Annotated in this window: 19 protein-coding genes and 1 tRNA gene; 15 read left to right on the top strand and 5 right to left on the bottom strand. The window is 69.1% G+C overall.

All coding sequences use genetic code 11. From position 1 onward, the window contains the following. Window positions 1–227: 227 nt before the first annotated feature. Genes ileS through ndk form a run of 4 tightly spaced genes read left to right on the top strand, consistent with a single transcriptional unit; the run spans window position 228 to window position 5,761 of the window. Window positions 228–3,605, top strand: a complete 3,378-nt coding sequence (ileS, locus tag O1W71_RS01595; RefSeq protein ID WP_269266239.1) for an isoleucine--tRNA ligase — start codon at window positions 228–230, stop codon at window positions 3,603–3,605. Next, window positions 3,602–4,954 carry a bifunctional folylpolyglutamate synthase/dihydrofolate synthase gene (locus O1W71_RS01590; protein ID WP_112614702.1) on the top strand — a complete coding sequence of 451 codons (1,353 nt, stop codon included), beginning with the start codon at window positions 3,602–3,604 and terminating at the stop codon, window positions 4,952–4,954. Before ileS ends, O1W71_RS01590 begins: the two co-directional genes overlap by 4 nt. Then, window positions 4,942–5,343 (top strand): DUF4233 domain-containing protein, encoded by a 402-nt coding sequence (locus tag O1W71_RS01585; protein ID WP_114589473.1) that lies wholly within the window; start codon window positions 4,942–4,944, stop codon window positions 5,341–5,343. The genes O1W71_RS01590 and O1W71_RS01585 overlap by 13 nt, the downstream gene beginning before the upstream one ends. Window position 5,344: 1 nt before the next feature. After that, the gene (ndk, locus tag O1W71_RS01580) at window positions 5,345–5,761 is read left to right on the top strand and encodes a nucleoside-diphosphate kinase (RefSeq protein ID WP_114589474.1); all 417 of its coding nucleotides are present in this window, start codon (window positions 5,345–5,347) and stop codon (window positions 5,759–5,761) included. 63 nt (window positions 5,762–5,824) lie between these two features. Here ndk and O1W71_RS01575 read toward each other — a convergent pair whose 3' ends face one another. Further along, on the bottom strand, window positions 5,825–6,424 hold the full coding sequence (locus tag O1W71_RS01575) for a vitamin K epoxide reductase family protein (protein WP_269266238.1): 600 nt from the start codon (window positions 6,422–6,424) through the stop codon (window positions 5,825–5,827). 277 nt (window positions 6,425–6,701) lie between these two features. Between O1W71_RS01575 and O1W71_RS01570 the strand changes: the two genes are divergently transcribed. Further along, on the top strand, window positions 6,702–9,134 hold the full coding sequence (locus tag O1W71_RS01570) for an Rne/Rng family ribonuclease (RefSeq protein WP_269266765.1): 2,433 nt from the start codon (window positions 6,702–6,704) through the stop codon (window positions 9,132–9,134). Window positions 9,135–9,168: 34 nt separating this feature from the next. On the opposite strand, the gene O1W71_RS01565 is transcribed toward O1W71_RS01570, so the two are convergent. Further along, entirely contained in the window at window positions 9,169–9,441 is a 273-nt protein-coding gene (locus O1W71_RS01565; RefSeq protein ID WP_112614710.1) for a DUF4031 domain-containing protein, read from the bottom strand. 231 nt (window positions 9,442–9,672) lie between these two features. On the opposite strand from O1W71_RS01565, the gene rplU reads away from it, so the two are divergent. From rplU to O1W71_RS01515, 10 genes are all read left to right on the top strand, one after another. Then, a complete protein-coding gene (gene rplU / locus O1W71_RS01560) occupies window positions 9,673–9,981 on the top strand; it encodes a 50S ribosomal protein L21 (RefSeq protein WP_023950787.1) in 309 nt (102 codons plus the stop codon). A 17-nt stretch (window positions 9,982–9,998) separates the two neighbouring features. After that, complete coding sequence (gene rpmA / locus O1W71_RS01555; protein WP_023950785.1) at window positions 9,999–10,256, top strand: 50S ribosomal protein L27; 258 nt, start codon at window positions 9,999–10,001, stop codon at window positions 10,254–10,256. 73 nt (window positions 10,257–10,329) lie between these two features. Further along, window positions 10,330–11,841 carry a GTPase ObgE gene (gene obgE / locus O1W71_RS01550; RefSeq protein ID WP_269266237.1) on the top strand — a complete coding sequence of 504 codons (1,512 nt, stop codon included), beginning with the start codon at window positions 10,330–10,332 and terminating at the stop codon, window positions 11,839–11,841. Beyond that, window positions 11,838–12,668 (top strand): glutamate 5-kinase, encoded by an 831-nt coding sequence (gene proB / locus O1W71_RS01545; protein ID WP_112614714.1) that lies wholly within the window; start codon window positions 11,838–11,840, stop codon window positions 12,666–12,668. The genes obgE and proB overlap by 4 nt, the downstream gene beginning before the upstream one ends. A 24-nt stretch (window positions 12,669–12,692) precedes the next feature. Further along, entirely contained in the window at window positions 12,693–13,955 is a 1,263-nt protein-coding gene (locus tag O1W71_RS01540) for a glutamate-5-semialdehyde dehydrogenase (protein WP_269266236.1), read from the top strand. Between the two features lie 47 nt (window positions 13,956–14,002). Continuing rightward, window positions 14,003–14,230 (top strand): hypothetical protein, encoded by a 228-nt coding sequence (locus tag O1W71_RS01535; RefSeq protein ID WP_269266235.1) that lies wholly within the window; start codon window positions 14,003–14,005, stop codon window positions 14,228–14,230. Window positions 14,231–14,240: 10 nt separating this feature from the next. Beyond that, window positions 14,241–14,837, top strand: coding sequence for a nicotinate-nucleotide adenylyltransferase (gene nadD, locus O1W71_RS01530; RefSeq protein WP_094261568.1), 597 nt, complete (start codon window positions 14,241–14,243; stop codon window positions 14,835–14,837). Beyond that, the gene (locus O1W71_RS01525; RefSeq protein WP_269266234.1) at window positions 14,834–16,039 is read left to right on the top strand and encodes a hypothetical protein; all 1,206 of its coding nucleotides are present in this window, start codon (window positions 14,834–14,836) and stop codon (window positions 16,037–16,039) included. The genes nadD and O1W71_RS01525 overlap by 4 nt, the downstream gene beginning before the upstream one ends. Continuing rightward, window positions 16,036–16,425, top strand: a complete 390-nt coding sequence (gene rsfS, locus O1W71_RS01520; protein WP_112614722.1) for a ribosome silencing factor — start codon at window positions 16,036–16,038, stop codon at window positions 16,423–16,425. The genes O1W71_RS01525 and rsfS overlap by 4 nt, the downstream gene beginning before the upstream one ends. A 27-nt stretch (window positions 16,426–16,452) precedes the next feature. Beyond that, window positions 16,453–16,528, top strand: a tRNA-Ala gene (locus O1W71_RS01515). A 101-nt stretch (window positions 16,529–16,629) separates the two neighbouring features. Here O1W71_RS01515 and O1W71_RS01510 read toward each other — a convergent pair. From O1W71_RS01510 to O1W71_RS01500, 3 genes are read right to left on the bottom strand one after another with little or no spacing between them, the layout of a single operon-like run. Beyond that, complete coding sequence (locus O1W71_RS01510) at window positions 16,630–17,508, bottom strand: 3-methyladenine DNA glycosylase (RefSeq protein ID WP_442923582.1); 879 nt, start codon at window positions 17,506–17,508, stop codon at window positions 16,630–16,632. A 37-nt stretch (window positions 17,509–17,545) separates the two neighbouring features. Further along, the gene (locus O1W71_RS01505) at window positions 17,546–18,253 is read right to left on the bottom strand and encodes an SOS response-associated peptidase (RefSeq protein WP_114589481.1); all 708 of its coding nucleotides are present in this window, start codon (window positions 18,251–18,253) and stop codon (window positions 17,546–17,548) included. Between the two features lie 45 nt (window positions 18,254–18,298). Then, on the bottom strand, window positions 18,299–19,333 hold the full coding sequence (locus tag O1W71_RS01500) for an App1 family protein (RefSeq protein ID WP_269266233.1): 1,035 nt from the start codon (window positions 19,331–19,333) through the stop codon (window positions 18,299–18,301). Window positions 19,334–19,336: the final 3 nt, after the last annotated feature.

The following is a 19,336-nucleotide window of genomic DNA, read 5'->3' as shown; positions in this document are numbered from 1 at the left end:
ACGAGGGCGGGCCATACGTTCAGCGTATGCCGACGGTATGATGGGCTCATCAGCACCGATCCGGCCATCACCGGGGAGCTCTCGGAAGAACGGCGGTCATCCGCCCAGTAGAACCGAGCGGGGCAGGCCCGTCACAGCCGCTGGGAGAGTGGCCCTCCGGGGCAAGCGGGGTGGTACCGCGGTCGCACGATCGTCCTCGCAGGAAGTCCGACCCTGCGAGAGAAGCCATGACCTATCCGAAGTCCTCTGCTTTCGGCCCCGCCGCCGACAGCGTCGTTCCGAGCCCCCGCTTCCCCGACGTCGAGCGCGACGTGCTGGCGTTCTGGGAGCGCGACGACACCTTCCGCAGCTCCATCGCGCGGCGCGAGGGGGCGCCCGAGTGGGTCTTCTACGACGGCCCTCCGTTCGCGAACGGGCTCCCGCATTACGGCCATCTGCTCACCGGGTACGCGAAGGATGTCTTCCCTCGCTTCCAGACCATGCGCGGTAAGAAGGTCGACCGCGTCTTCGGCTGGGACACCCACGGCCTCCCGGCTGAGCTCGAAGCGATGAAGCAGCTCGGGATCACCGAGAAGAGCGAGATCGAGGCGATGGGCATCGCCGCCTTCAACGACAAGGCGCGCTCATCCGTCCTCGAGTACACGCGCGAGTGGGAGGACTACGTCACCCGGCAGGCGCGGTGGGTCGACTTCGAACGCGGCTACAAGACGCTCGACACGGGCTTCATGGAGTCGGTGCTCTGGGCGTTCAAGGAGCTGTGGGACAAGGACCTCGCCTACGAGGGGCATCGCGTGCTGCCCTACTGCTGGCGCGACGAGACGCCCCTGTCGAACCACGAGCTGCGCATGGACGACGACGTCTACAAGATGCGCCAGGATCCGTCGGTGACCGTCACCTTCCCGTTCGTCGGGGCGAAGGCCGAGTCCCTCGGCCTCACCGGTGTGCGCGCTCTCGCGTGGACGACGACCCCGTGGACGCTGCCCACGAACCTCGCTCTCGCCGTCGGCCCCGACATCCGGTATGTCGTGCTGCCCGGGGGGCCGGCCGGCGCCGCCGACGTTCATGAGGACCGTGTCGAGGCCGACGCCCACCGCTACCTCCTCGCCGAAGACCTCCTCGCGGGCTACGCGAAGGACCTCGGGTACGGCGACGTCGACGAGGCGCGCGCCGCGATCGAGCGGACCGTTCTCGGCAGCGAGCTCTCGGACGTGCAGTACGACCGGCTCTTCGACTACTACGCGGACACCGACACCTGGGGAACGGGTTCCGCGTGGCGGGTGCTCGTCGACGACTACGTCACCACCACCGACGGCACCGGCATCGTCCACCAGGCCCCGGCCTACGGTGAGGACGACCAGCGCGTGACCGGCGCAGCCGGCATCCCGCTCATCATGAGCCTCGACGACGGCGGGCGCTTCCTCCCGCAGGTCAGCGACGTCGCGGGAGAGTTGTGGATGGACGCCAACCGCCCGCTCATCCGCCTCCTGAAGGCCGAGGGCCGTCTCCTTCGCGAGGCGAGCTACGAGCACTCCTACCCGCACTGCTGGCGCTGCCGCAATCCGCTCATCTACAAGGCGGTGTCGAGCTGGTTCGTGCGGGTCACGGCGATCAAGGACCGCCTGCTCGAACTCAACGAGCAGATCACGTGGGCACCCGAGAACGTCAAGCACGGGCAATTCGGCAAGTGGCTCGAGGGCGCGCGCGACTGGTCCATCAGCCGCAACCGCTTCTGGGGCTCGCCGATCCCCGTCTGGAAGAGCGACGACCCCGAGTACCCGCGGACCGACGTGTACGGCTCGCTCGCCGACATCGAACGCGACTTCGGTCGCCTACCGCGCAACGAGGCGGGCGAGGTCGACCTGCACCGGCCGTTCATCGATGACCTCACGCGTCCGAACCCCGACGACCCCACGGGCCGCTCGACGATGCGCCGCATCGAGGACGTCTTCGACGTATGGTTCGACTCCGGGTCGATGCCGTACGCGCAGGTGCACTACCCCTTCGAGAACCGGGAGTGGTTCGACGAGCACGCGCCGGCCGACTTCATCGTGGAGTACATCGGACAGACCCGCGGCTGGTTCTACGTCATGCACGTGCTCTCGGGTGCGCTGTTCGACCGGCCGGCGTTCTCGGGCGTCGCCTGCCACGGCATCGTGCTGGGCAGCGACGGTCAGAAGATGTCGAAGTCGCTGCGGAACTACCCGGACGTGTCCGAGGTCTTCGATCGCGACGGTTCCGACGCGATGCGGTGGTTCCTGATGGGCTCGTCGGTGCTCCGCGGCGGCAACCTCGTCGTCACCGAGGAGGGCATCCGGGCGGGCGTCCGGGAGTTCCTGCTTCCGCTGTGGAACACCTGGTACTTCTTCGCCACCTATGCCAACGCGGCCGGCGGTGAGGGCGGGGCCGGGTACGAGGTGCGGCGGCGGACCGACTCCACGAACGTGCTCGACCGCTACATCCTGGCGCTGACCGGCGACCTGGTGCGTGATGTCGCAGCCGACCTGGAGGCCCTCGACTCCACGATGGCCGCCGCCAAGCTGCGCGACTTCGCCGAAGCGCTCACGAACTGGTACATCCGCCGCTCCCGCGATCGCTTCTGGGTGGGCGTCGTGCCCGGCGACGATTCCTCGACGGAGGCGTTCGACACCCTCTACACGGTGCTCGAGACGCTGACCCGGGTCGCGGCGCCGCTTCTGCCCCTCGTGAGCGAGCGCGTCTGGCAGGGCCTCACCGGCGGACGGAGCGTTCACCTGGAGGACTGGCCGGACGCGGACGAGTTCGCGCCCGCAGCCGACATCCGTTCGGCTATGGACGCCGTCCGCGAGGTCTCATCTGTGGCCAACGCTCTGCGCAAGAAGGAGGGCAAGCGCGTGCGCCTGCCGCTGCCTCAGCTCACGGTTGCGATGAGTGACGCGGCGTCGCTGGAGCAGTTCGCCGACATCCTCCGCGACGAGCTCAACGTGAAGGATGTCGCCGTGGCCGAGCTTTCGGACGACCTCGCGGCCTCGTATGGCATCAGCCAGCGTCTCTCGGTCAATGCGCGCGCGGCCGGTCCACGACTGGGCAAGCAGGTGCAGCACGTCATCGCGGGTGCCCGGGCGGGCCTGTGGAGCGAGCAGGACGGTGTCGTGACCGTCGACGGCGTCGCGCTTGAGCCCGGCGAGTACGACCTGACCCTCGAAGCGGGAGGGGTGGCGGAAGGCACCGCGATCGCACTGCTGTCGGGGGGCGGGTTCGTCCTGCTCGACACCACCACGACCCCGGAACTCGAGGCCGAGGGCCTGGCGCGCGACGTGATCCGCGCGGTGCAGGACACCCGGAAGGCCGCCGGCTTCGAAGTCAGCGACCGCATCCGGCTGATGCTGACGTTCGATTCCGACGAGGATGCCGCTGCTGTCGCATCGGCGTTCGACGCCGCCGATGTGGCGGGCGAGACGCTGGCGCGCGAATGGGTGGTGCGCTCACGCACCTCGACCGTTGCCGAGTCTGCGGAGTCCGTCGCCGCGACCGAGCCTGACTTCGAGGCCGTGGTCGCCGCCAAGACCTACGCCAACAGCGGAGACCTCGCCGTGAGCGTCACCCGGCTGACAGGAGAGACCGCATGACCGATCAGGCCCGCGCCGACGCCGTGTACACGGCGCTGCTGCAGCGTCAGGGGGAGCAGTGGGTGCAGCCCCGCGTCGAGCGGACACGACGCGTTCTCGAACTGCTGGACGACCCGCAGCGCACCTACCGCGTCGTGCACGTGACGGGAACGAACGGCAAGACGTCGACGAGCCGGATGATCGAGAGCCTCGTGCGCGCGCACGGGCTGCGCACCGGGCTCTTCACCAGCCCGCACCTCGAGCGCTTCACCGAGCGCATCCTGATCGACGGCGAGCCGATCGCCGACGCCGCGGTCGCCGACGCATGGGACGAGATCGCTCCCTTCGTCGACCTCGTGGACGCTGAGCTGGATGCGGCGGGTGACGCTCCTCTGACGTTCTTCGAGCTGCTCACCGTCCTCGCCTTCGTCGCGTTCTCCGACGCGCCCGTCGATGTCGCGGTCATCGAGGTGGGCATGGGCGGATCGTGGGACTCGACCAACACCGCCGACGGGGACGTCGCCGTCATCGGCCCCGTCGCGCTCGACCACGCCGACCGCCTCGGCGAGACCATCGCCGAGATCGCCGCGGTCAAAGCGGGCATCATCAAGCCCGGCGCGGCGGTCGTCTCGGCCGTGCAGACACCCGAGGCGGCCGAGCAGATCCGAGCGCGCGCCGCGGAGGCGGCCGCCACCGTCGGGTTCGCCGGTGAGGAGTTCGGTCTGACCGCGCACAGCCTCGCCGTCGGCGGACAGCAGATCAGTGTTCGGGGGCGCGCGGGGGAGTACCCCGAGCTCTACCTGCCGCTTTACGGCTCTCACCAGGCCGAGAACGCCGCCCTCGCGGTCGCCGCGGTCGAAGCTCTCATCGGCGCCGAGGACCAGGCACTCCACGCGGAGGTCGTCGCGGACGGACTGGGCGCTGTCACCTCCCCGGGTCGCCTGCAGCTGCTCGGGATCAGTCCGACCGTGCTCGTCGACAGTGCGCACAATCCCCACGGCGCAGCGGCACTCGCGGCGGCGCTGCGCGAGTCGTTCGACTTCGACGAGTGGGGCATCGTGCTCGGTGTTCTGGGCGACAAGGACGCCGCGGGGATCGTCGAGGCCCTGGCACCGGTCGCCGCGCACGTATTCGCGACCTCACCGGACTCGGAGCGCGCGTCGGAGCCGACCCTCGTCGCCGATCTTGCCGAGGAGCGCGGACTCGGGGTCACCGAGCACCGCGACCTCGTCGAAGCGGCCGAGGCTGCGCGCGAGTGGGCCGCGGCTGCGGAACGGCGCGCGGTGATCATCGCCGGTTCGGTCGTGCTCGCGGGCGAAGCGATCGCCCTCGCCGCCGCAGAGGACTGGAAGTCGGGATGGCAGGCGTGAGACGGCCTCGCGAGCGCCGACGTCGCGGTGCCGCGGAGTCGCTCGGATCGGTCGTCCTCGGTTTCGAATCCATCGTGGTCTTCCTCGGCGGACTGACCGTCTACGGACTCGGTGCGCTGCCGGAGGGCGTCGCCGACTGGTGGGGAGTGGTCGCCGGGGCGGTCCTCGCCGTGGCGATGATCGTTACCTCAGGGCTGCTGCGGCACCGGTGGGGCATCCTCCTGGGCTGGCTGCTGCAGGTGGTCCTGGCTCTCGGGGTGTTCCTCGTGCCGGCGCTCGGGATCGTCGCGCTGGTTTTCGGCGGCATGTACGCGTATGCGACCATCAAGGGGGCTGCTCTCGACCGGCGGAACGCCGCCCTCGCAGCCGACGAATCGAACGGAGACTGACATGCCCACCGAAGAGACCCTCGTCCTCGTCAAGCCCGACGGTGTGGCCCGCGGCCTCACCGGCGCGATCCTCGCCCGCATCGAGGCGAAGGGCTACGCGCTCGTCGACATCCGGCTCGTCGAACCCGACCGGGAGGTGCTCGAGAAGCATTACGAGGAGCACGCCGGCAAGCCGTTCTACGAACCGCTGCTCGAGTTCATGCAGAGCGGCCCCTCGGTCGCCATCCGCTTGGCCGGCAATCGCGTCATCGAGGGCTTCCGCTCGCTCGCCGGAACCACCGACCCCACGACGGCCGCACCCGGTACGATCCGGGGCGACTTCGGACGCGACTGGGGCCTGGCCGTTCAGCAGAACCTCGTCCACGGCTCCGACAGCCCCGAGTCCGCCGCGCGCGAGCTCGAGATCTGGTTCGGCTGACCGCATCCGCGACATCACGCCCGCCGCTCGACGTCACGACGTCGAGCGGCGGGCGTCGTCGTCTCAGAGGAAGCCGATCCAGTCGAGCCGGATCTGTGCGATCACGGCGATGGCGACGTAGCTGAGCACGGCGAGGAGCGGCACCCAGCCGGTCAGGGTGGCGGCGACCGCTCGGCCTCGACGCGGCAGCGGCACGACACCCGACCTGAGCAGGTGCAGGGTGACGGCGTAGAAGCTCGGGATGGTCACGAACCAGGTGACCATGCACCAGGGGCAGAGCGTTCCGAGAACGAAGATGCTCTGCGAGATCAGCCACACCACGAAGCCGAACGCGAACGCCATGCCCGCCCAGAACAGCAGCCAGAACCACCGGGCGAAGCGTGCGCCCGCGAGGATGGCGGCGCCCACGACGATCGGCGCGACCCAGCCGGTGAGCCCCAGCAGCGGGTTGGGGAAGCCGAAGACCGAACCCTGGGCAGAGGTCAGGTTCGCCCCGCACTGCACGACGAGATTGAAGTCGCATGACGCCGTGGCCGTGGCGTCTTCGAGCAGGTGGAGCCGCTCTGTCGTCAGCGCGAACGCTGCGATCCAACCGATGACGCCCGCGATCATCAGCCAGACGGCGAGTGCGACAGGGCGGGCGTGGCTACGGGGTGCGGACATGACCGCGATTATCCCATCGGCATCGATGACCCCGCCGTGAGCATCGGCCCCGTGTCCCACGAAGCGACGCGCGTAGTGCGATAATGGATGCCGATGCTCGTCTGCAGCCGCGCTGCGACAGGACATCACGAGAGACTTCGGGCAATGGCTGCCCACGCAGGCCGCGCCGAGAGCCGGCTGCACACCGAGTGAGTTCGCGGCTCGTCCTTCCGGGAGCGACGCCGCCAGAGATGTACCGGGTGGCGCGCGGTGCCGCCCGAAGAGGAGTACGCCAGTGATGGCCGATGATCGCAACGACAGCCCGACCCCCGATGAGCCCGCGAACGCGGTAGACCCCGCCGCAGCCGAGCTCGCTGACGCGGTGACGTCGATCGACGCCACCGAGGAGCACATCGACAGCGGGCGCGCCGCCGAGGATGCCGCGCCGGAACCCGGTTCCGGAATGACCGCGGAGACCGGCACCGAGGGGACGTCTGCCGCACCCGCGCCCGAGTCCCCGCCCGTCGAGGAGGCCGCGCCCTCGGAGGAACCCGTCGTCCCCACCGGCGAGCCGGCGCCCGCCGAAGAAGCTGAGGAGCCGGCCCCCGCTGAGGCGCCGGCCCCCGCTGAGGAGCCGGCGCCGACGGACGAGCCGGCGCCCACGGACGAGCCGGCCGCTTCCGGCCCGCCCACCGCGGTCTCGCTCGGACTGTTGCCGGCGGAGTTCGTATCGGCGGTGTCCACCGCGCTGCACTTCTACGCGCCCGAGATCGCGCCTCTTCCCGCGCTGCCGGACGACACCGATGACGACGGCAACGGATCCTCGTCGAGCTCGAGCAGCTCGCGCCGCCGTGGCCGTCGCCGCGGCGGGTCGAACGGCGACGAGGGCAATGAGCCCTCTCCGCGCCAGCGCGCCGTCGAGCTGATCACCGAGCCCCAGCGCATCAAGGGCTCCACTCGCCTGGAGGCGAAGAAGCAGCGTCGCCGCGACGGGCGGGAAGCCGGTCGTCGACGCACCGTCGTCACCGAGGCGGAGTTCCTCGCGCGACGCGAAGCGGTCGACCGCGTCATGGTCGTGCGCTCGAAGAGCGGCCGCATCCAGATCGCCGTGCTCGAGGACAACGTGCTCGTCGAGCACTACGTCGCGCGCAACCAGGACGCTTCCCTCATCGGCAACGTCTATCTCGGCCGCGTGCAGAACGTCCTGCCGAGCATGGAAGCCGCGTTCGTCGACATCGGGCGTGGCCGCAACGCCGTGCTGTACTCGGGCGAGGTCGACTGGGATTCCGTCGAGACGGGCAACCAGCCCCGTCGCATCGAGCTCGCCTTGAAGTCGGGCGACCGCGTCCTCGTGCAGGTCACGAAGGACCCCGTCGGACACAAGGGCGCGCGCCTCACCAGCCAGATCTCGTTGCCCGGCCGCTACCTCGTGTACGTCCCCGGCGGTGCGATGAACGGCATCTCTCGCAAGCTGCCCGACACCGAGCGGGCGCGTCTCAAGCGCATCCTCAAAGAGGTGCTCCCGGAGTCCTCGGGTGTGATCGTGCGCACCGCCGCCGAGGGCGCGACCGAGGATCAGCTGACGCGCGACGTTCAGCGCCTCACCTCGCAGTGGGAGCACATCAGCTCGCAGCTCGAGAAGATCCAGGCGCCGGCCCTCCTGCACTCCGAGCCCGATCTGCTGGTGAAGATCGTGCGCGACGTCTTCAACGAGGACTTCTCGCGAATGCTCATCCAGGGTGACGAGGCGTACTCGACGATCACCTCCTACCTCACCGGCGTCGCTCCCGATCTCCTGGAGCGCGTCGAGAAGTACGAGGACGAGCAGGACCCGTTCGACGCGTTCCGCGTGACCGAACAGATCGAGAAGGCCCTCGACCGCAAGGTGTGGCTGCCTTCCGGAGGTTCGCTCGTGATCGACCGCACCGAAGCGATGACCGTGGTCGATGTCAACACCGGCAAGTTCGTCGGCTCCGGGGGCAACCTCGAAGAGACCGTCACCAAGAACAACCTCGAGGCTGCGGAAGAGATCGTCCGCCAGCTTCGTCTGCGCGACATCGGCGGCATCATCGTCGTCGACTTCATCGACATGGTGCTCGAATCGAACCGCGATCTCGTCCTGCGGCGCCTCATCGAATGCCTGAGCCGCGACCGCACCAAGCATCAGGTCGCGGAGGTCACCTCTCTCGGTCTCGTCCAGATGACGCGCAAGAAGCTGGGCCTCGGGTTGCTGGAGACGTTCAGCGAGGCGTGCGACGTGTGTGCTGGCCGCGGGGTCATCGTTCACCACGACCCGGTCGTCAAGCACCGCGGTGGCGGAGCTCAGGGCAGCAACGGCAACGGCAACGGCTCGGCGCGGCGCGGTCGCGGCGGCGGCAACGCGGCACCGGCTCCCGCGAACGGTGGCACCCATGTCATCACCGAGGGCGCGAAATCGGCCCTGGCGCAGATCGCTGCCTCGACGATCCAGGCGACCGCGGCCGATGAGGATGCCGAGATCATCGCGGCTCCCGTCGAGGCCGAGCCTGCGCCCGTCGAGCGCCCGAAGAAGCCCCGTCGCAAGAAGGCCGAGCCCAAGGCGCCGCGGACCGAGAAGGATCTTCTCCTCGACTCGGTCCTCAACGCGCTTCCCGAGCCCAAGGCGCCCGGTCAGGGACGAGGACGTCGTCGCGTGACCACGGCCGCTCTCAGCGGCACCCCGGTGTCAGCTGCGCCGGCTTCGGACGACTGACGCCCATCGTCGAGAAGAACGCCGCGGGATAGCTTCAGATCCCGCGGCGTTCGCGCGCTGTCACCCTCAGCCCGGAGGCGATGAGCCGGCGTACGAGCTCGTGGCCAGAGACGTGCTGGGCGCCGCCGGCGATGAGGCGCTCGAATGCCGAATCGGGGACGTCGTAGTGGTCGAGGTCGAATGCCCGCGCGGGCAGATCATGGCGTCGCGCGAAGGCATGGAGCTCATCGAGGTCCGTGTCGCTGACCAGGTGCGACCACAGGCGGCCGTGGGCCGGCCAGCGCGGATCGTCGATGAGGATCGCCATCCTCCGATCCTAGGGAGCGCCTCGCTCGGCGGCTCCGAAGCGACACACCCGGCCGTCCTTTTGCCGGATCTCCCGGCATCCGGTAAAGTGGACCCTTGGTGCAGCGAGTCCGTCGACGTCCCGTCACGATTGCGGCTCAGCCACAGGATCCTCTGGGGCACGCGCACCAAGACTTTCCAGTCTCGCAAAGACAATCGGAGCCGTGTGCTCCACAGAAGAAACAGGTGTGAAGTGGTTTACGCAGTTGTGCGCGCCGGCGGCCGTCAGGAGAAGGTCGAGGTCGGCACGATCGTCGTCCTCGATCGTCAGGCGGCTCAGATCGGTGACAAGCTCGAGCTTCCCGCCGTTCTCCTCGTCGACGGCGACGCCGTGACCACCGACGCTGACAAGCTCGCGAAGGTCACGGTCACCGCCGAGGTTCTCGGTGAGGAGCGCGGCCCGAAGATCGTGATCCAGAAGTTCAAGAACAAGACCGGCTACAAGAAGCGCCAGGGCCACCGTCAGGACCTCACGCGCGTCAAGATCACCGGCATCAAGTAAGCCAGGGAGACGCAGAGATGGCACACAAAAAGGGCGCAAGCTCCACCCGTAACGGTCGTGACTCCAACGCACAGCGCCTCGGCGTGAAGCGCTTCGGCGGCCAGGCCGTCAACGCCGGCGAGATCCTCGTCCGCCAGCGCGGCACGCACTTCCACCCCGGCGCCAACGTCGGCCGTGGCGGCGACGACACCCTGTTCGCACTCGCGGCCGGTGCCGTCGAGTTCGGCACGAAGGGTGGCCGCAAGGTCGTCAACATCGTGGCGGCTGCCGAGTAATTCGGACCAGACCACTTCGCGGCGAGGGGCGGGCTTCGGCTCGCCCCTCGCCCTGTTTTCCAGGAGGCACCGCATGGTGACGTTCGTCGACCGGGTCACGCTGCATCTGCGTGCCGGCAAGGGCGGCAACGGCTGCGTGTCGGTGCGCCGCGAGAAGTTCAAGCCGCTCGCCGGCCCCGACGGAGGAAACGGCGGTGACGGCGGCGACGTCGTCCTCGTCGCTGATCCCCAGGTGACGACGCTCCTGTCGTATCACCACTCGCCGCACCGGTCGGGCGGCAACGGCGGCTTCGGCATGGGCGACAACCGCTCGGGCGCGGCGGGGGAGCACCTCGAGCTTCCCGTCCCTGTCGGCACGGTCGTCAAGTCTCCCGAGGGCGAGACGCTCGTCGACATGGTGACCCCGGGCATGCGTTTCGTCGTGGCTCCGGGTGGCCAGGGCGGTCTCGGCAACGCGGCGCTGGCGTCTCCCAAGCGAAAGGCTCCCGGCTTCGCGCTCCTGGGGACCCCGGGCTGGGAAGGCGACGTCCAGCTCGAGCTGAAGACGGTCGCAGACATCGCGCTGGTCGGGTTCCCCTCAGCAGGCAAATCGAGCCTCATCGCGGCGATGTCGGCCGCCCGCCCCAAGATCGCCGACTATCCGTTCACGACGCTGCATCCCAACCTCGGCGTCGTCCAAGCGGGAGACATCCGGTACACGATCGCAGATGTACCGGGCCTCATCGAGGGCGCGAGCGAAGGACGCGGACTCGGTCTCGAATTCCTGCGCCATGTGGAGCGCTGCTCGGCCCTGGTGCACGTGCTCGATTGCGCGACGCTGGAGCCCGGACGCGATCCCCTCACCGACCTCGACGTCATCCTCGCCGAGCTCGGCGCGTATCCGGTCCCGGAGGGCCAGGTGCCGCTGCTCGAGCGCCCGCAGCTCATCGCTCTCAACAAGACCGACGTCCCCGAGGCTCGCGATCTCGCTGACCTCGTGCGTCCCGACCTCGAAGCCCGCGGCTACGGCGTGTTCGAGATCTCGACCGTGAGCCGTCAGGGTCTGCGCGAGCTCTCGTTCGCCATGGCCGAGCTCGTCGCCGAACACCGTGTCGCCGCCGCTGCCGAGGTTCCCGCAGAACGGATCGTCATCCGCCCCAAGGGTGCCGAACGCGACTTCACGATCCGCGTCGAAGGCGGCACCTACGGCAACGTCTACCGCATCCTCGGCGCCAAGCCGGTGCGCTGGGTGCAGCAGACCGACTTCCAGAACGAGGAAGCGGTGGGCTTCCTCGCCGATCGTCTCGACAAGCTCGGCATCGAGGACGAGCTGTTCCGGCTCGGTGCGACCCCGGGCTCGACGGTCGTGATCGGCGAGGGCGACGGCATCGTGTTCGACTGGCATCCGTCGCTGTCGTCGGCCGCTGAGCTCATGACCGCTCCGCGCGGCACCGATCCGCGTCTCGACCTCAATCCGCGCCGGACGTCGAATGAGCGTCGCGAGCGGTACCGCGAGCGGATGGATGCCAAGGCTGAGGCTCGGGCGGAACTCGAGGCAGAGCGCCGCGCTGAGAAGTCGCGAGGTGTCGCAGAGGACGACGCGTGAGCCTGCTCGCGCGCCGGGAGCTCAACGGTGCCCGACGCGTGGTCGTGAAGGTCGGCTCCTCCTCGATCAGCGGGGACAACGCGGGCAAGATCGACTCCCTCGTCGACGCGCTGGCAGAGGCGCACGCCCGCGGAACCGAGGTCGTGCTCGTCTCGTCGGGCGCGATCGCGACCGGCATGCCGTACCTTCGTCTCGACGAGCGCCCGACCGACCTCGCGACCCAGCAGGCAGCAGCGGCCGTCGGGCAGAACGTCCTGGTCTATCGCTACCTGGACGCCCTGCGACAGTACGGCATCGTCGCGGGCCAGGTGCTGTTGACCGCCGGGGACTTCGACGACCCGACGCACCGATCGAACGCACGCCGCGCGATGGAGCGGTTGCTGGGGCTCCGCATCCTTCCCATCGTCAACGAGAACGACACCGTCGCGACACACGAGATCCGTTTCGGTGACAACGACCGGCTGGCGGCTCTCGTCTCGCGTCTCGTCGGGGCGGACGCCCTCGTGCTGCTCAGCGATATCGCCTGCCTCTACACCCGGCCGCCGAGCGAGCCGGGCGCGCGCCCCATCGAGACGGTCTCCTTCGATGACGACCTCAGCGGGTACGAATTCGGCGCGACGGTCGTCAACAGCGTCGGAACCGGCGGTGCCGCAACGAAGGCTTCGGCCGCGCGGCTGGCCGCCGAGGGCGGAGTCGCGGCGCTCGTGACGAGCATCGACCTCGCCAGCGAAGCCCTCGCGGGTGCGGATGTCGGCACGTGGTTCGAGGCGAATCCCGCGCCCGCGCTGATCACCGGTACCGGGGCGATCGGCGTCGGTCAGGGCTGAGGCCGCCGTCGCTAGACTGGCGTGATGACCACAGCCGTCGCATCCGACGTCGCCGAGCGCCTGGGCGCCGCGAAACGGGCGAGCCGCTCGATCGGCCTTCTGGACGATGCCGCCAAGACCCTGCTCCTCGACGGCATCGCCGACGCGTTGATCGCCGACACCGCCCGCATCGTCACGGCGAACCGCGATGACCTGGAGCGCGGCGAGGCGGACGGCCTCTCTGCCGGTCTGCGCGACCGCCTCATGCTCGACGAGGCACGCGTCGCGTCTCTCGCTCGGGCTGTGCGCGATGTGGCACGCCTCCCGGATCCTGTCGGGCGGGTGCTCGATGAGCGCGAGCTGCCGGGCGGCGTGCGACTCCAGAAGGTGTCGGTGCCCTTCGGCGTCGTCGCTTCCATCTACGAAGCCCGGCCGAACGTCACGGTGGACATCACGGCGCTCGCGCTCCGCTCAGGAAACGCCGTCGTCTTGCGAGGCGGCTCCGCAGCGCAGTCGACCAACGCCGCGCTGATCGATGCGATGCGGGGTGCGCTGCAGCGAGCCGGGGTCGACCCCGACGGCATCCAGACCGTCGATGACTTCGGCCGCGACGGCGCGCGGGCGCTCATGCGGGCCCGGGGCCTCGTCGACGTCCTGGTTCCTCGCGGCAGTGCCCAGCTCATCGAGACCGTCGTTACCGAGTCGACGGTGCCGGTCATCGAGACCGGAGCCGGGGTCGTCCACATCGTCCTCGACGAGTCCGCTCCGCTCGAGTGGGCGCGCGAGATCGTCGTGAACGCGAAAGCGCAGCGGCCGAGCGTCTGCAATGCGGTCGAGACCGTGCTCGTCGTGCGGTCGGCGGCCGACCGCCTGGTCCCGCCCGTGTCCGCGGCGCTCATCGGCGCAGGAGTCACGATCCACGGCGACGATGACGTGCGCCGCCTCGTGCCCGCCGCCGTTCCCGCAACGGACGACGACTGGGCGACCGAGCACATGAGCCTCGACCTCGCCATGCGCGTGGTCGACGATCTCGACGAGGCTCTCGAACATATCCGTCGCTACTCGACGATGCACACCGAGGCCATCGTGACCGCCGACGATGCGAATGCGGAGCGCTTCCTCGCTGAAGTGGACGCCGCTGTCGTCATGGCGAACGCGTCGACGCGGTTCACCGACGGGGGCGAGTTCGGCTTCGGTGCCGAGGTCGGCATCTCGACTCAGAAGCTGCATGCCCGCGGCCCGATGGGACTTCCCGAGCTGACCAGCACGAAGTGGCTCGCGCGCGGCGCCGGGCAGACGCGCGCCTGACCACCTAAACTTGATACGCGCCGCCGCGCGAAACGAACGGAGCCACGATGACCCTCGCCACGATCACGGCATTCGCCGCCGAGCAGACCGAGCACCACGGCAATGTGCAGGCGGAGACGATGATCTTCGGCGTCATCGCCCTGGTCATCTTCCTCGCTCTCGGTCTCGTGACGCTGTCGTACCGCAACGTCGCCAACCGCCACGATGGCAAGGCCGAGGCCTACGCCGCCGCCCACGGCAATCAACTGACGCAGTCGGAGAACGGCCACCACTGAGGCCGCACCGATGACGGGAACGCGTGCGCCGCGTATCGGCGTGATGGGCGGCACGTTCGACCCGATTCATCATGGGCACCTGGTGGCAGCGAGCGAGGTCGCGCAGTCGTTCGATCTGGACGAAGTCATCTTCGTGCCGACGGGAACGCCGTGGCAGAAGTCGTTCGTGTCGCCGGGGGAGCATCGGTACCTCATGACGGTCATCGCGACGGCCTCGAACCCGATGTTCACGGTGAGTCGCGTCGACATCGACCGCGACGGTCCGACGTACACGATCGACACACTGCGCGATCTGAAGGCACAACGTCCCGACGCCGACTTCTTCTTCATCACCGGAGCTGACGCCATCGCGCAGATTCTCAGCTGGAGGAACCATGATGAACTGTGGGAGCTCGCGCATTTCGTCGCCGTCTCGCGTCCCGGCCACACGCTTTCCAGTGCCGGACTGCCCAGCGATGACGTGAGCCTGCTCGAGATCCCCGCGCTGGCCATCTCGTCGACCGACTGCCGGGCACGAGTCGGACGCGGACATCCGGTGTGGTACCTCGTTCCAGACGGGGTCGTCCAATACATTGCGAAGCATCATCTCTATCGGAGCAAGGCATGAGCGACAACGAGCAACAGCCACCGACTCCGCAGCTGACGCGCCGACAACTGCGTGAGCTGCGCAACACGGCTTCCAATCCGATCATCGTCGACCCTGACGCCACCGACGACGCGTCGGCGACCGGAGCGGAGCCGACGCCCGCCCCAGCGCCGCTGCCGCGTGCTGCGGAGCCGGTGGAGGTTCCCCCGGCGCCCGTCCCGCAAACGTCTGTCGATCTCGGCTCGCCCGCGCTGACCCGCCGCCAGGCTCGCCTGCAGGAGAAGATCCGCACGGCATCCATCCCTGTCGTGACAGCGACCGGCGAGCACCCGACCGTGGCGGCCGAATCCGACGACTCCGACGCGTCCGGTCCACGCGACGCCGATGACGCGGCTCGGACAGTCGAATCGGATGCCGCCGACGAGGATGCCCAGGACGGCGCCGAGCTCGACGCCCCCCGGGCTGACGGTGAGGCCGAGGCGGCCGATGGTGCGGATGCCGAAACGGAAGCCGCCTCCCCGGACGTCACTGACGCTGTGGTCGAGACCGAGTCTGAGTCTGAGGCAGCGGGTTCCGAGGCTGTCGAGGCGGAGGAGGCCGTCCCCGAAGAGACCGGCGCCGAGGACGACATCGCCCAAGACGACGTCGCGACGGAGGACGTTGTCGCTGACGACGAGCGCGCGATCGACGAGACCGCGGGCGAAGCGGAGCCCGAGCGCCACGTCGTCTCGAACGACCTCGGCGCCGATCTGCTCGCGGGGGAGTCCGCCGCCAGCGACGTGCCCGCATCGTTCGATCAGCTGCTGTCGCGCAGTGCCGCGGCGACGGGCGCGTTCACGACGCCGAACGCACTGATCCTCGCCGAGAACCCCGACGGCGGCCCGCTGGTCGCACCCGTGACCGCGACCGGCGAGGTTCTGATCACCGGGACGTTCACTCTGCCCGAGAACTTCGGTTCGACCGGTGTCGTCCCGGGCGTTGCGGACGGCAAGGAGGTCGATGCGGTTCTCGTGGATGGCGAGCTGCCGGCGTCGTCCTCGCCAACACCGATCGCTGCGAGCGCGGCCATCTCGACCATCAAGAGCGCCGAGGACGTCATTCGTCCGCCGGCGCCGGAGAAGGGCAGCCGCTGGACGGTCGCCCTCGCCATCACCGCGGGGGCCCTCGCCCTCGCCCTGGCGGGTGTTCTGCTCGTCTCGCTTTTCACAGGAGTCTTCGTATGAGTTCACAAGCAGTCATCGACATGGTCGCCGTCGCCGCGACGGCCGCAGAGTCGAAGGGCGGCGAAGACCTCGTCGCCCTCGACGTGTCGCAGCCCCTCCCGCTCGTCGATGCGTTCCTGCTCGTCAGTGGGAACAGTGAGCGCAATGTCGCCGCGATCGCCGATGCGGTCGAGGAGAGCATGCTCGAGGCCGGCCACAAGCGTCTGCGCCGGGAGGGCCGCACCGAGTCGCGCTGGGTGCTGCTCGACTTCGGCGACCTCGTCGTTCACGTGTTCCACGAGCAGGAGCGCGTCTACTACGGGCTCGAGCGCCTGTGGAAGGACTGCCCGGTCATCCCGATCGAGGCCGCCGTGGTCACGAGCACCCCTGGAGATGTTGTAAGCTAAATGAGTTGCCGCGAGAGCGGAAACCACGGGCCTGTGGCGCAGCTGGTAGCGCACCTGCATGGCATGCAGGGGGTCAGGGGTTCGAGTCCCCTCAGGTCCACCAAGTCCCCGCTTCGGCGGGGATTTCGTGTTTTTACGGCGGCGGTGTCGCCCGAGTCGCGGAGTGCTGCGGCTCGTGTGACACGCGCGGCGTGACTCGAATGCTCAGACGGCCGCTGCGGCGTCGACCACGTCGAGCACCGCGGCGCGCAACGCTTGACCGCGGGCGCTCAGCAGCCGCTGCTGGCGCACGTACTCCGCCTTGCCCTCGGCGGTCTCGATCGCAACGGGGGAATAGCCCCAGTCACGCAGATCGTAGGGCGAGGCGCGCATATCGAGTTCGCGGATGTCGCGAGCCAGAACGAAGGCGTCCAGGAGCAGATGTCCGGGAACGAGGGGCCCGAGCTTCAGCATCCATTTGTAGACGTCCATCCCGGCGTGCAGGCAACCCGGCTGCTCGCGTGCGACGGCCCCTTCTCGGTCGAGCGGTTCGCGATTGAGCGGCGCGGCCTCGGGCGTGAAGAACCGGAACGCGTCGAAGTGCGTGCAGCGCAGGTCGTGGGCCTCGACGACGGCATCCGTTCCCGCCGCGCCCAGCCGGAGCGGGATCTCGTGGCGCGTGGCATCGGTCCGGTAGACCATCGCCCACTCATGGAGGCCGAAGCAGCCGAAGACCCCCGCGCGGTCGCGAGTGGCGCGGAGGAGTCCCGTCACACCGCGGTACAGCGACCCGCGCTCCTGGCGGAACTGCTCGTCTGCGACACGCACGTTGCGGCCGCCGACGATCTCATACCAGCGCCAGCCGCCGCGCTGGTCCGCGCCGCCGTTCAGGACGACACCGGGGCCTGGATGCCAGCGCCGGAGAATGGCCGGCTTGTAGGAGTAATACGTGAACAGGAAGTCCTCGACCGGGTGCTTCTCAGCGCGCGAAGCGCGCCGCCGGTGCGCCTCCGTGAGCGCATCAGCGCGCTCCGCGTGCTCGTCGGCGAGCTGATGCCATGTCTCAGGCGCCAACTGCACGGGGGCGGAGAGGCGGAGCGTCACCTCTCGAGGATAGACACCGGTGCGCTGGGAAACCGCGTCACGCCGGCTCGATGAGCGATGGATCGTCATTGCGCACGTTTCCCACAGCGGAGCCGACGGCGAACCAGGTGAGCGTGTCGACGACGGCCGGAGCCGCCTCGGACACCGCGTCGAGCAGGTCGGCCGGGTACTCGGTGGTGGGATCGAGCCAGACATCGGCATACTCGGCGTCGATCATCAGCGGCATGCGGTCGTGAATCTCGGCCAGACCGCCGACCGCTGAGCGCGTCAGGATGGTGAAGCTCAGCAGCCACCGGCCCGGGTCGTCGACGGGGCGCGAAGGGTCTTTCCACCATTCGTAGAGCCCAGCGAAGAAGAGCGGCTCACCGTTCTCGGGCCGGACGAAGTGAGGCGTCTTCGCACCGCCGTGATCTCGCCACTCGTAATAGCCCGATGCCGGGATGACGGCCCGGCGCGAGACCAGCGCATCGCGGAACGTCGGCTTCTCCGCCGCTTCTTCGGACCGGGCGTTGAACGCCCGCGATCCGACCGACGGATCTTTGGCCCAGCCGGGCACGAGGCCCCAGCGGGCGGAGGCGAGGCGACGCGTCGGAGGCTCGGTCTTGACCGAGTCGAGCACGATCGTCGCCTGCGCTGTCGGCGCGATGTTGAACGACGGAGAGGGCAGATCGTCGGGGACGACTTCGGCGTGCAGAACGCTCGCGAGCTCGGAACCGACGCGGGCTACGACGAAACGACCGCACATGTCTTCAGCGTAGGGCGCACGTGCGACATCCGGGCGATGCCGACCTCAGTCGCGCGCGATCACGCCGACATCGGCGAGCCGGTCGAGCAGCGCCGCTCCGTCCGAGCCGGAGACCCACGGCACCTGCGCCGCGGAGTGATCGTTCACCGCGGTGCGGCCACCCGCGAGGACGGCCTCAGCGGGCGACAGCCGCCGGATCGCGACAGCACGCACCCGATCGGGGTACTCACTGGCGAACGCCGTGTAGAGGGAGTCGTCGTGCTGGCCGTCGTCGCCGACCAGGAGCCAGCGGACATGCGGGAACTCCTTCGCGAGGCGGCGCAGGTTCTCGGCCTTGTGATCGCGTCCGCTGCGGAACCAGCGGTCGTGGGTCGGCCCCCAGTCGGTGAGAAGCATCGGTCCTGAAGGGAAGACGTGGCGTCGCAGGAATCGGATGAGGGTCGGCGCGACGTTCCACGCGCCGGTCGACAGATAGATGACCGGGCTGCCCGGGCGGTCGCGCGTCAGCCGCTCGAGCATGACGGCCATCCCGGGCACCGGTTGGCGCGCGTGCTCGTCGAGGACGAACGAGTTCCAGGCCGCCACGAAGGGACGCGGCAGGGCGGTCACCATGACGGTGTCGTCGATGTCGGAGATGATGCCGAAATCGGTGTCGCCGGAGATCACGAAAACCCGGGTCTCGATGACCTCGCTGCCTTCGACGGTCATCGAGATCGTCTGCCAGCCCGGCTCGAGGGCTCCGGGCAGCTCCACGTCGATGACACCGCCGCGATCGGCCACGATCTCGTGCGTCGTGCCCGCGACAGTGACCTTCACCTGTGCGAACGCCACCGGGACCGACGCGAAGCTGCGCCACCCACGGACGGAGGCGTACTCGCCACCCTTCGCCGGGCGCGTCTTCGGCGCGATCAGCACGCGCCCGAGAACGCGCACCCATCCGTCGCCGCCGTAGCCGGGATACGCGGCGACGGTCGGTCGTTGACCGCGCGCGCGGGCGCGTCGTTCGCGCCACGAGTGGAAGCGGCGCTCGAGGCGCGCCAACCACAGGATCTTCTTCCGTGGTGCGGGTGGGGAAGCCATCGC

Origin of the sequence: Microbacterium sp. H37-C3, from assembly GCF_027157935.1 — a bacterium.
Classification (GTDB): Bacteria; Actinomycetota; Actinomycetes; order Actinomycetales; family Microbacteriaceae; genus Microbacterium; species Microbacterium plantarum.
Note: the sequence above shows the minus strand (reverse complement) of the source record. Positions and strands in the feature narration are given on the sequence as shown.

Coding starts and splice junctions, on each gene's coding strand:
- ileS (WP_269266239.1), top strand. CDS start 228: ATGACCTATCCGAAGTCCTCTGCTTTCGGCCCCGCCGCCGACAGCGTC.
- O1W71_RS01590 (WP_112614702.1), top strand. CDS start 3,602: ATGACCGATCAGGCCCGCGCCGACGCCGTGTACACGGCGCTGCTGCAG.
- O1W71_RS01585 (WP_114589473.1), top strand. CDS start 4,942: ATGGCAGGCGTGAGACGGCCTCGCGAGCGCCGACGTCGCGGTGCCGCG.
- ndk (WP_114589474.1), top strand. CDS start 5,345: ATGCCCACCGAAGAGACCCTCGTCCTCGTCAAGCCCGACGGTGTGGCC.
- O1W71_RS01575 (WP_269266238.1), bottom strand. CDS start 6,424: ATGTCCGCACCCCGTAGCCACGCCCGCCCTGTCGCACTCGCCGTCTGG.
- O1W71_RS01570 (WP_269266765.1), top strand. CDS start 6,702: ATGGCCGATGATCGCAACGACAGCCCGACCCCCGATGAGCCCGCGAAC.
- O1W71_RS01565 (WP_112614710.1), bottom strand. CDS start 9,441: ATGGCGATCCTCATCGACGATCCGCGCTGGCCGGCCCACGGCCGCCTG.
- rpmA (WP_023950785.1), top strand. CDS start 9,999: ATGGCACACAAAAAGGGCGCAAGCTCCACCCGTAACGGTCGTGACTCC.
- obgE (WP_269266237.1), top strand. CDS start 10,330: ATGGTGACGTTCGTCGACCGGGTCACGCTGCATCTGCGTGCCGGCAAG.
- O1W71_RS01540 (WP_269266236.1), top strand. CDS start 12,693: ATGACCACAGCCGTCGCATCCGACGTCGCCGAGCGCCTGGGCGCCGCG.
- O1W71_RS01535 (WP_269266235.1), top strand. CDS start 14,003: ATGACCCTCGCCACGATCACGGCATTCGCCGCCGAGCAGACCGAGCAC.
- nadD (WP_094261568.1), top strand. CDS start 14,241: ATGACGGGAACGCGTGCGCCGCGTATCGGCGTGATGGGCGGCACGTTC.
- O1W71_RS01525 (WP_269266234.1), top strand. CDS start 14,834: ATGAGCGACAACGAGCAACAGCCACCGACTCCGCAGCTGACGCGCCGA.
- rsfS (WP_112614722.1), top strand. CDS start 16,036: ATGAGTTCACAAGCAGTCATCGACATGGTCGCCGTCGCCGCGACGGCC.
- O1W71_RS01505 (WP_114589481.1), bottom strand. CDS start 18,253: ATGTGCGGTCGTTTCGTCGTAGCCCGCGTCGGTTCCGAGCTCGCGAGC.
- O1W71_RS01500 (WP_269266233.1), bottom strand. CDS start 19,333: ATGGCTTCCCCACCCGCACCACGGAAGAAGATCCTGTGGTTGGCGCGC.